Here is a 12597-nt window from a genome sequence, read left to right on the forward strand (position 1 = left end):
TTTATGTTCAATTCCTTTGGAAATATTTTAAAACTTACTACGTATGGAGAATCTCACGGTATCGCAATTGGCGGTGTTATTGATGGATTTCCTGCTGGTTTAACTGTAGATTTTGAAGCTATTCAAAAAGAGTTAGATAGACGTAAACCAGGTCAGTCTAAAATTGTTACACAACGTAAAGAACCAGATACTGTAGAATTTTTATCGGGTATTTTTGAAGGAAAAACTACAGGAGCTTCTATTGGTTTTGTGATAAAAAATACCAATCAGAAAAGTAAAGATTACAATCATAATACAAATGTTTATAGACCTTCGCATGCAGATTACACCTACGATAAAAAATATGGTGTAAGAGATCATAGAGGTGGCGGAAGAACTTCTGCACGTGAAACTGCAAACTGGGTTGTTGCTGGCGCTTTAGCCAAACAACTAGTTGCACATATTAATATTAATGCCTTTACCTCTTCCGTTGGAGAAATATTTTTAGAAAAACCGTACCAAGATCTTGATTTTTCTAAAACAGAATCTAATGATGTTCGTTGTCCAGATGAAACATCCGCAGAAAAAATGATTTCTAAAATCAAAGAAATAAGAAAAGCGGGGGAAACTATTGGAGGGACTATAACGTGTGTTGCTCAAAATATGCCTGTTGGCTTAGGCGAACCTATTTTTAGAAAATTACATGCAGAATTAGGAAAAGCAATGCTTTCTATTAATGCTGTAAAGGGTTTTGAATTTGGAAGTGGATTTTGCGGCGCAAAAATGAAAGGCTCTGAGCATAATGATATTTTTAATGCTGATGGCACAACTCAGTCTAATTTATCTGGCGGAATTCAAGGTGGTGTAAGTAACGGAATGGATGTTTATTTTAGAGTTGCTTTTAAACCTGTTGCAACCATTATGCAAAATCAACAGACCATAAATTCTGAAGGAGAACTAACCGAAATTCAAGGAAAAGGACGACATGACCCTTGTGTTGTACCAAGAGCCGTACCTATTATAGAAGCTTTAACTGCATTGGTTTTAGCTGATTTTTGGTTACTTGATAAAACACGAAGAATTTAAAATAAATTATGAACTCTTTAGAACTAATCATTCAGAAATTAGAGAGTCATTGGGAAGATACAATCACATTAAAAAGAAACGATTTTCTAGTTTCTAAAAATTCAGTAAGCACCAATCTATATTTAGTTGTGGAAGGTAGTTTACGTGTTTTTATTGAAGATGAAATTGAAGAACATACCATACGTTTTGGGTATCAAAACTCAATTATTACCGCTTTAGATTCATTTCTTACTGATAAACCAACTTCATTTTATATTCAAGCATTAAAAAAGTGTACGTTAAAAGTAATTTCTAAAAAAACCTATTTAGAAGTAATTAATTCAAGTAAAGAAAATGAAGATGCTTGGAAAAAATTATTGGAGAGTTTTGTGTATCAACAAATAGAACGTGAGGTTGATTTAATTACCTATTCACCTCAAAAAAGATTTGAACGTGTGTTTAAAAGAAGTCCGCAAGTATTTCAAGAAATTCCACAGAAATATATTGCTTCCTATTTAAGAATGACCCCAGAAACTTTGTCTAGAATTTTAAAAAATCTTGATTAGAATCAACTTTTAAAAGCTTATAATATATCAACTTTGTAAAAAACAACGTGATGATTATAAATAGCAATCAATTATTATCTGAATTAAACGCATTAGTTTCCTCTCACATAGAAGAAGCTAAATTATTTCTAACAGTAACAGACGATAAACTACAAAATAAGATAAATCCAGAATCGTGGTCTGTTATAGAGTGCATAGAACATTTAAACTTATATGCTGTCTTTTATAATACAGAAATAAACAAGTGTTTAAATAATTCAACTAAGGTTTCTGAACCTAATTTTAAAAGCGGTTTTTTAGGAAATAAATTTGCTTTAGATATGTTACCAAAAGAAGGAATGAAAACGATGAAAACCTTTAAAAGTAAAAACCCTATTCATTCTAAATTAGACACTAAAAAAGTATTGACTACTTTTATTACCTATCAAGAAGAGTTACTAGATTTATTAGAAATAGCAAAAGATAAAAACCTAACTAAGAATAAAACAAAAATTACCTTACCACTTTTAACCTTTAGATTAGGTGATACTTTTAGATTTGTTATCTATCATAATCAAAGACATATTGTACAAGCTAAACGTGTACTGGATTCGTTATAAAATTTAGTTTGTTTCTAAACTTATTTTCTGATAACTTCGCTAACTCCGAATATAAATCACATGTGCTGAACTGGTTTCAGTATTGAAACGATGCATATTCGTAAAGTTGTGTATAATGTAACAGTGAGAAAGAAATATTAATTTGAATAATTTTTACAAATTGCTAAATAATATTAATATGAAAAAAATATTTCTTACTTTTCTTACTATTATTTTTTTTTATTGTACTTCGAAAAAAGAAGAAACTAATATAATTCATTTAAAACTAAGAGAAGTTAATAATTTTGGTTCTTTTAAAAAGTCTTTTTCCATGCTGCTTAAGAGTTCTTCAGAAAAAGCAGAAAAAGAAAGTAAAGGAATTCCAAAAGATTGGAAAGAGTTTTATATTAAGCGAATTTGGATTGACGCATTTCAAGTAGTTTATCAAGACTTTATCAAGAAAAATTTAGACGAATCAAAATTTAATGATAAATATAAAACGTGGATAAAAAATCCGAACCAAAGAAAACTTTCCAAAAAATCAATTAATAGCTATGTTAATATTATTTTTAGAGAAAATAAAAATGGAGAAGTTGAATATATTTTAGATACGAATAACAATAAAGACTTCTCAGATGAAGAAATCAGAATTCCATTAAAAGTTAGTGATAATTTTAACTATTCAATTAGCGCAAAAAAATCACCTTTTGTAGATTATCAATTGAGCACGAATAATGGAATTTTAAAAGAAAAAGTAAAAGTTCTAGTTTTGTTAAATTCAAATAAAGATTTAATGTATGGGTTTCCCCAAATTTTTGAAACTTCATTTTTAAATAGAAAAATACAGGTAAGTCATGGTTTTTCAAATGTAACTTTTGATGAAAAATCTGTATTTATGATTGAGAATAAAAAAGAAGAAATTAATATACATGAAATAGTGAAAATTGATGATTTTATGTATAAAAATCTTGGTGTAAACATTAATACCAAAACATTAATTTTAGAACGAATTCCAAGAGATAAAGAACTTTTTTCTACAAACGTAGGTTTTAAAGCTATTCCTTTTAAGATTAAAAAAATGAATTCTAAAGATTCTATTTCAATATTAAACTACAGAGGTAAATTCATCTATATCGATTTTTGGGGAACTTGGTGTGCTCCATGTTTAATGGAAATTCCAACTATAGAATATGCTTACGAAGAAACTTCCAGAAGTGATATTGAGTTTTTAGGAATTGCAGTTCATGACACTAAAGAAAAAGTTAAATCATTTAATCTAATCTACCCTCAATTTTTGGAAAGTGATTCTAAAAATTTAAAAGAAAAGTATAATATAATAAAGTATCCAACTACTTTTTTAATCGATAGAAAAGGAAAAATTGTAGCTAAAGATTTAAAAGGAGAAAAATTGTTAGACACACTTAATTTTTACATCAAAAATTATAAAAACTAATATTAAATGTTTTTTTACTTAAAAAAAGTAGAAAATTAAATTTATAGTAAAATGAACAATTGAAGAAAAAGAAATTAAGTATATTTCCTATTATTTAATCAGATTGTCGAATTACGAAAATGAAATAATAACCAAAAATACATTATACACAAAAACCTTATATAATTTATTACTGGCTTCTTGTCTACTAACGAAAGTCCTCACAGACTTTCTTGGCTGGTAAGTATTTACTAAATTAGTTGCTTTAAATTCGCAACAAACCATATACAACAACGTTAGCGAAACCTTAAAGAAATCATAAAAAAAACCGAAACTAGTTAGTTTCGGTTTTTTTATTTTATGCTTGACCAGTAGGTCCAAAATTCATTGGAATTGGTGGTTGCTCATAATCTTTTATTTCACCATGTGCTTCTTCAAACTTTCTAACATTATCTGCTAAAGCCTTTGTAAGTCTTTTAGCATGCTGTGGTGTTAATATAATTCTAGATTTTACTTTTGCCTTTGGAATACCTGGCATAATATTTATAAAATCTACAATAAACTCTGATACAGAATGATTTATAATTGCAAGGTTAGAATATGTTCCTTCAGCAATTTCTTGGTCTAATTCAATATTTAACTGACCATCGTTATTTTGATTTTCTTCCATAATTTGTAACGTTAAGTTGTATAACTGTTGAAAAGTACAAAAATAAAAAGTTGAATTGAATAGTGTAATTAAGTTACAGCAAACAATTCAACTTTTAAACTTTTTAACGATTAAACGTTTATTTAAAAACTTTTTTCTATCTCTTCTTTAGGACCAACAATTATTTGATCATAAGACCTCATTCCTGTACCTGCTGGTATTTTCTTACCAACAATTACATTCTCTTTCAATCCTTCTAAAGTATCTATCTTACCGTTAACGGCAGCTTCATTTAATACTTTAGTAGTTTCCTGGAACGATGCCGCAGAAATAAACGATTTAGTTTGTAACGATGCTCTAGTAATACCTTGTAATACTTGTTCTGCTGTTGCAGGCTTCGCATCTCTAGCGGTTACTAATGCATTATCGTTTCTACGTAAAATTGAATTTTCATCTCTTAACTGACGTGCAGAAATAATCTGACCCGCTTTTAAGTTTTCAGAATCTCCAACTTCTTCAACTACTTTCATTCCGTAGATAGCATCATTTTGAAGAATAAAGTCATTTTTATGAATTAATTGATTCTCTAAGAATAATGTATCTCCAGAATCAATAATCTTAACTTTACGCATCATTTGACGTACAACAACCTCAAAGTGCTTATCATTAATCTTTACACCTTGTAGTCTATATACTTCTTGAATTTCGTTTACTAAATATTCTTGAACCGCAGATGGGCCTTTAATTCTTAAAATATCTGCTGGAGTTGTAGCTCCATCTGATAATGGCATACCTGCTTTAATAAAGTCATTTTCTTGAACTAAAATCTGATTAGAAAGTTTTACTAAATACTTACTAATTTCTCCAGTTTTAGATTCAACAATAATCTCTCTATTACCACGCTTTATTTTACCAAAAGAAACAACACCATCAATTTCTGAAACAACAGAAGGGTTAGAAGGATTACGTGCTTCAAATAATTCTGTTACACGAGGTAAACCTCCTGTAATATCTCCTGCTTTACCAGATTTTCTTGGTATTTTAACAAGTGTATGTCCAGATTCTACTTTATCTCCGTCACTTACCATTAAGTGTGCACCTACTGGTAAACTATAAGAACGTAAAGCATTACCATCTTTATCTTCAATAATTAAAGAAGCGATAATTTTCTTATTCTTAGAATCTGTCATTACCTTCTCTTGGAAACCTGTTTGTTCATCAATCTCTACAGAGTAGTTCATACCTTGCTCAAGATTATCAAACTTCACTTTTCCTGCAAATTCAGAAACAATTACACCGTTAAATGGATCCCACTGACAGATAACATCTCCTTTTTTAATCGATTTTCTACCTTTTTCAAAAATGTAAGAACCGTAAGGAATAATATTTGTACTCTGTGTTATATCAGTTTTCTTGTCTTTAATTTTAATTTCTGCTGTTCTAGAAATTACAATATCAACTTCGTTTCCATCATTATCTTTACCTTTTACAGTACGCAAATCATCAATAGAAACTTTACCTTCAAACTTAGCAATCAATTTATTTTCTTCCGAAATATTTCCTGCAACCCCACCAACGTGGAATGTTCTTAATGTTAACTGTGTTCCAGGCTCTCCAATAGATTGCGCAGCAATTACACCAACAGTTTCACCAATTTGAACTTTTTTTCTTGTTGATAAACTTTGACCGTAACATTGTGCACAAATTCCTCTTTGAGACTCACAAGTTAATGCAGAGCGTACTTCTACTCTATCTACACCAGCAGCTTCAATAATACCAGCTAATTCTGGTACAATTGTTTGACCTGCAGCAACTAAAAGATCTTCAGATGAAGGTGCATATACATCATGTAATGCAACACGTCCTTCAATTCTATCATATAAAGATTCTACAATCTCATCATTTTTCTTTAATGGAGTAACTTCTAATCCTCTTAATGTACCACAATCTTCTTCGTTTACGATTACATCTTGAGAAACATCTACTAGTCTACGTGTTAAGTAACCTGCATCGGCTGTTTTTAATGCCGTATCTGCTAATCCTTTACGCGCACCGTGCGTTGAGATAAAGTATTCAAGAATTGATAATCCTTCCTTAAAGTTAGAAAGAATTGGATTCTCAATAATCTCTCCACCACCTGCAGTAGATTTTTTAGGTTTTGCCATTAATCCACGCATACCTGTTAACTGACGAATCTGTTCTTTAGATCCCCTAGCTCCAGAATCTAACATCATATATACTGAGTTAAATCCTTGTTGGTCTTCACGTAAATTTTTCATAGATAATTCAGTTAATCTATTGTTGGTTGATCCCCAAACATCAATTACCTGATTGTAACGCTCTTTTTGCGTTAACATACCCATATTATAGTTTCCTACAATTACATCCACCTCTTTGTTGGCTTCGTCAATCATAGATTGTTTTTCCTTTGGAATAATGATATCTCCTAATGAGAATGATAAACCACCTTGGAAGGCAAATTTATATCCCATATTTTTGATTTCATCTAAAAATGCACCTACCGTTGGAATATCAGTTACTTTTAAAATACCACCAATAATTCCACGTAAGTTTTTCTTCGTTAAAACTTCATTAATATATCCAGCGGCAGGAGGTACAACTTCATTAAATAAAACTCTACCAACAGTAGTTTCTATTATTTTAGTTACTTGTTCTCCGTTCTCATCTAGATCTTGCGTTCTAACTTTAATACCCGCATTTAATTCTACTCTTTCTTCGTTAAAAGCAATTGTTACTTCTTCTGGAGAATAGAATGTTAATCCTTCTCCTAAAATTGGAACTTTTTTAGTAGACTTACGCTCTTTGGTCATATAATATAAACCAAGTACCATATCCTGAGAAGGTACAGTAACAGGAGCTCCATTTGCAGGGTTTAAGATATTATGAGAAGCTAACATTAATAATTGTGCTTCTAAAATAGCTTCTGGTCCTAATGGTAAGTGAACTGCCATTTGATCTCCATCAAAATCGGCGTTAAATGCCGTACAAACTAATGGATGTAATTGTATTGCTTTTCCTTCAATTAATTTTGGTTGAAAAGCTTGAATACCTAATCTGTGTAATGTAGGAGCACGATTCAGTAATACTGGATGCCCTTTAATTACATTTTCTAAAATATCCCAAACAACTGGTTCTTTTCTATCTATTATTTTCTTAGCAGATTTAACTGTTTTTACAATTCCTCTTTCAATTAATTTTCTAATTACAAAAGGCTTGTAAAGTTCAGCTGCCATATCTTTTGGGATACCACATTCTGATAGTTTTAATTCTGGTCCAACAACAATTACAGAACGTGCAGAATAATCAACACGCTTTCCTAATAAATTCTGACGGAAACGCCCTTGTTTACCTTTTAATGAATCTGATAAAGATTTTAAAGGTCTGTTAGATTCAGTTTTTACTGCTGATGATTTACGTGTGTTATCAAATAATGAATCTACTGATTCTTGTAACATACGTTTTTCATTACGTAAAATAACTTCTGGAGCTTTTATTTCAACCAATCTTTTTAAACGATTGTTTCTAATAATAACTCTTCTATATAAATCATTTAAATCTGACGTTGCAAAACGACCACCATCTAATGGTACTAATGGACGTAATTCTGGTGGAATTACTGGAACCACTTTCATGATCATCCATTCTGGATTATTCTCTCTATTCTTTTGAGAATCTCTAAATGCTTCAACAACATTTAAACGCTTTAATGCCTCAGTTTTACGTTGTTTAGAAGTTTCTGTATTTGCTTTGTGTCTTAATGTATATGATAACTCTTCTAAATCGATACGAGCTAATAAATCAATTAAACACTCTGCCCCCATCTTAGCGATAAACTTATTTGGGTCTGAATCTTCTAAATATAAATTTTCTTGTGGTAATGCTTCTTGAATATCTAAGTATTCTTCTTCCGTTAAGAAATCCATTTTTTGTAATGGTTCTCCTTCAGCATTAGTTGCAATACCTGGTTGAATTACTACATAACGTTCGTAGTAAATAATCATATCTAACTTTTTAGATGGTAAACCTAAAAGGTATCCCATTTTGTTAGGTAATGATCTAAAGTACCAAATATGTGCTACTGGTACTACTAAATTGATGTGTCCTACTCGGTCTCTACGTACTTTTTTCTCAGTAACTTCAACACCACAACGGTCACAAACAATTCCTTTATAACGAATTCTTTTGTATTTACCACATGCACATTCGTAATCCTTAATAGGACCAAAAATACGCTCACAGAATAAACCATCTCTTTCTGGTTTATGTGTACGGTAATTTATTGTTTCTGGTTTTAAAACTTCACCTTTAGAAATCTCTAAAATAGCTTCTGGTGATGATAAACCAATTGAAATTTTATTAAACTTTTTTACAGTGTACTTATCGTTTTTTCTTGCCATGGTAATGGATTCGAATTAAAATTGTAAAAAGATCTGCTTTAAGCAGAAAATATTATAAAAGCAGGAAAGCAAAAACTTTCCTGCCAAATTATTATTCCTCTAATCTAACGTCTAAACCTAAACCTTTCAGTTCGTGCATTAATACGTTAAATGATTCTGGTAAACCTGGTTCTGGCATAGACTCACCTTTAACAATACTTTCGTATGTTTTAGCTCTACCCATTACATCATCAGATTTTACAGTTAAGATTTCACGTAAGATACTTGATGCTCCATATGCCTCAAGTGCCCAAACTTCCATCTCTCCAAAACGCTGACCACCAAATTGTGCTTTACCACCTAATGGTTGTTGTGTAATTAATGAATAAGGACCAATAGAACGCGCGTGCATTTTATCTTCAATCATGTGTCCTAACTTAATCATATAAATTACACCAACTGTTGCTGGTTGATCAAATCGTTTTCCTGTTCCTCCATCATATAAATACGTGTGACCAAATCTTGGTACACCAGCTTCATCTGTATAAGAATTAATCTCATCTAAAGAAGCTCCATCAAATATTGGTGTTGCATATTTCTTGTCTAATTTCTGACCTGCCCATCCAAGAACAGTTTCATAAATCTGACCAATATTCATACGCGATGGTACACCTAATGGATTTAATACGATATCTACTGGAGTTCCGTCTTCTAAGAAAGGCATATCTTCTGCTCTAACAATACGAGCAACAATACCTTTATTTCCGTGACGACCTGCCATTTTATCACCTACTTTTAACTTACGTTTTTTAGCGATATAAACTTTAGCTAGTTTTAAGATTCCTGCTGGTAATTCATCACCTACAGAAATAGTAAATTTCTCACGACGTAAATTACCTTGTAAATCGTTTACTTTAATTTTATAGTTGTGAATTAATTCACTTACTAAAGCATTCATTACTTTATCAGTAGTCCAGTTACCTCCCGTTAAATGTGCATAATCTTCAACAGCATTTAACATTTTTAAGGTATACTTTTTACCTTTTGGTAAAACTTCTTCGCCTAAATCATTAAATACACCTTGAGATGTTTTTCCAGATACAATCTTGAAAAGTTTATCTACTAATATGTCTTTTAAATCTTCAAACTTAGATACAAAAGATCCTTCTAAAGCAACAATAGACTCTTTATCTCTTGCTCTTTTTTGCTTATCTTTTACAGCTCTTCTAAATAACTTTTTATCAATTACTACACCTCTTAATGATGGGGAAGCTTTTAATGATGCATCTTTTACATCACCGGCTTTATCACCAAAAATAGCACGTAATAATTTTTCTTCTGGAGTTGGATCAGATTCTCCTTTTGGTGTAATCTTACCAATTAAGATATCACCAGGATTAACTTCTGCTCCAATTCTAATCATTCCATTTTCATCCAAGTCTTTTGTAGCCTCTTCAGAAACATTAGGAATATCATTTGTTAATTCTTCTGTTCCTAATTTAGTATCACGAACATCTAAAGAATACTCATCAATATGAATTGAAGTAAAGATATCTTCTCTTACTACTTTTTCAGAAATTACAATTGCATCCTCAAAGTTATACCCTTTCCAAGGCATAAAGGCTACTTTCATATTTCTTCCTAAAGCTAATTCTCCTTTTTGAGTTGCATATCCCTCACAAAGTACTTGACCTTCTTTAACTCGATCACCTTTTTGTATAATTGGTTTTAAGTTAATAGAAGTACCTTGATTGGTTTTTCTAAATTTAATTAAGTTATATGATCTTTCATCAGATTCAAAACTAACTAGTTTTTCCTCATCAGTTCTATCATACTTAATTGTAATAATATTTGCATCTACATATTGTACAACCCCGTTTCCTTCTGCATTTATTAAGATTCTAGAATCTTTTGCAACTCTACGTTCTAAACCTGTACCAACAATTGGAGATTCTGGACGTAATAAAGGTACCGCTTGACGCATCATATTTGACCCCATCAATGCACGGTTTGCATCATCATGTTCTAAGAAAGGAATTAACGATGCAGAAATAGAAGCGATTTGATTTGGAGCAACGTCCATATAATTAATTACTTCTGGAGTTTCTACTGGAAAATCACCCTCTTCACGAGCAATAACTCTTTCAGCAGTAAACTTACCATCTTTATCTACATCTAAATTAGATTGGGCAATTTTCATACCTTCCTCTTCTTCAGCACTTAAGTAAATTGGATCTTGATCCAATACTTTTCCTGCTTCTACCTTCTTATATGGTGTTTCAATAAATCCAAGGTTATTCACTTTAGCAAAAACTGCTAAAGAAGAAATTAAACCAATATTTGGTCCCTCTGGAGTTTCAATTGGACATAAACGACCGTAATGTGTATAGTGAACATCACGAACCTCAAATCCTGCTCTTTCTCTTGATAAACCTCCAGGTCCAAGTGCCGATAAACGACGCTTATGTGTAATCTCTGCTAATGGATTTGTTTGATCCATAAACTGAGATAACTGATTGGTTCCAAAGAACGAGTTAATTACAGATGATAATGTTTTAGCATTAATCAAATCGATTGGTGTAAACACCTCGTTATCACGTACATTCATACGCTCACGGATGGTTCTAGCCATACGAGCTAAACCAACACCAAATTGACCTGCTAATTGCTCACCAACTGTTCTAACACGACGGTTAGATAAGTGATCGATATCATCTACTTCAGCTTTAGAATTGATTAACTCAATTAAATACTTAATGATGGTAATGATATCATTCTTAGTTAATACCTTTTGATCTATAGGTTCATTTAACTGAAGTTTAGTGTTCATTCTAAAACGACCAACTTCACCTAAATTATAACGTTGTTCTGAGAAGAATAATTTATCAATAATTCCTCTTGCTGTTTCCTCATCTGGCGGTTCAGCATTACGTAATTGTCTATAGATATGTTCTACAGCCTCTTTTTCTGAGTTTGTAGGATCTTTTTGTAATGTGTTATGAATAATTGCATAATCTGCCATTAAATTATCCTCTTTATGTAAAAGGATAGCTTTAGCACCTGCTTCAATTATTTCATCAATATGTTCTTTTTCAAGAATCGTATCACGATCAAAAACAATTTCGTTACGTTCAATAGATACTACTTCTCCAGTATCTTCATCTACGAAATCTTCATGCCAAGTTTTTAATACTCTTGCGGCAAGTTTACGACCTAATACTTTCTTTAATCCTGATTTAGAAACTTTTACTTCTTCAGCTAAATCAAAGATTTCAAGAATATCTTTATCTCTTTCAAAACCAATGGCTCTGAATAATGTTGTTACTGGTAATTTTTTCTTTCTATCAATATAAGCATACATTACTTGATTGATATCAGTTGCAAATTCGATCCAAGATCCTTTAAAAGGAATTACCCTTGCAGAGTATAATTTTGTACCGTTTGCGTGGAATGATTGTCCAAAGAATACACCAGGAGATCTGTGTAGTTGAGATACAACTACTCTTTCTGCTCCATTGATAACAAATGTACCAGAGTTTGTCATATAAGGAATTGTCCCTAAATAAACGTCTTGTACAATGGTTTCAAAATCTTCGTGTTCAGGATCTGTACAGTATAATTTTAGACGTGCTTTTAATGGCACACTATGTGTTAATCCTCTTTCAATACATTCTTGAATGCTATATCTAGGTGGATCTACAAAGTAGTCTAAAAATTCTAATACAAATTGATTACGTGTATCAGTAATTGGAAAATTATCCATAAAGGTTTTGTATAAACCTTCTTGACCTCGCTCTTCTGCTTTAGTTTGAAGTTGGAAAAAATCTTGAAATGATTTTACTTGAATATCCAAAAAATCTGGATAATCAGTTCCCAACAGAGAAGATGCAAAGTTTATTCTTTCAGTAGTGTTTTTCGTCGCCAAAAGAGA

General features: G+C 31.3%; 7 protein-coding genes. 4 read left to right on the plus strand and 3 right to left on the minus strand.

Translation table 11 applies throughout. The annotated features are described in order from the left end of the window. Positions 1–3: 3 nt before the first annotated feature. The 4 genes from aroC (at position 4) to OD91_RS04630 (ending at position 3641) form a co-directional block, all read left to right on the plus strand. On the plus strand, positions 4–1065 hold the full coding sequence (gene aroC / locus OD91_RS04615) for a chorismate synthase (RefSeq protein ID WP_144895220.1): 1062 nt from the start codon (positions 4–6) through the stop codon (positions 1063–1065). An 8-nt stretch (positions 1066–1073) separates the two neighbouring features. Further along, positions 1074–1610 carry a Crp/Fnr family transcriptional regulator gene (locus OD91_RS04620; RefSeq protein WP_144895221.1) on the plus strand — a complete coding sequence of 179 codons (537 nt, stop codon included), beginning with the start codon at positions 1074–1076 and terminating at the stop codon, positions 1608–1610. A gap of 50 nt (positions 1611–1660) precedes the next feature. Then, a complete protein-coding gene (locus tag OD91_RS04625) occupies positions 1661–2209 on the plus strand; it encodes a DinB family protein (protein ID WP_144895222.1) in 549 nt (182 codons plus the stop codon). Positions 2210–2387: 178 nt separating this feature from the next. Next, on the plus strand, positions 2388–3641 hold the full coding sequence (locus OD91_RS04630; protein ID WP_144895223.1) for a TlpA disulfide reductase family protein: 1254 nt from the start codon (positions 2388–2390) through the stop codon (positions 3639–3641). 337 nt (positions 3642–3978) lie between these two features. On the opposite strand, the gene OD91_RS04635 is transcribed toward OD91_RS04630, so the two are convergent. From OD91_RS04635 to rpoB, 3 genes are all read right to left on the minus strand, one after another. Beyond that, the gene (locus tag OD91_RS04635) at positions 3979–4290 is read right to left on the minus strand and encodes a DUF3467 domain-containing protein (protein WP_144895224.1); all 312 of its coding nucleotides are present in this window, start codon (positions 4288–4290) and stop codon (positions 3979–3981) included. A gap of 122 nt (positions 4291–4412) precedes the next feature. After that, positions 4413–8687 (minus strand): DNA-directed RNA polymerase subunit beta', encoded by a 4275-nt coding sequence (gene rpoC, locus OD91_RS04640; protein WP_144895225.1) that lies wholly within the window; start codon positions 8685–8687, stop codon positions 4413–4415. A gap of 91 nt (positions 8688–8778) precedes the next feature. Further along, on the minus strand, positions 8779–12591 hold the full coding sequence (rpoB, locus tag OD91_RS04645) for a DNA-directed RNA polymerase subunit beta (protein ID WP_144895226.1): 3813 nt from the start codon (positions 12589–12591) through the stop codon (positions 8779–8781). Positions 12592–12597: the final 6 nt, after the last annotated feature.

It is taken from the genome of Lutibacter sp. Hel_I_33_5 (genome assembly GCF_007827455.1).
Taxonomy (GTDB): Bacteria; Bacteroidota; Bacteroidia; order Flavobacteriales; family Flavobacteriaceae; genus Polaribacter.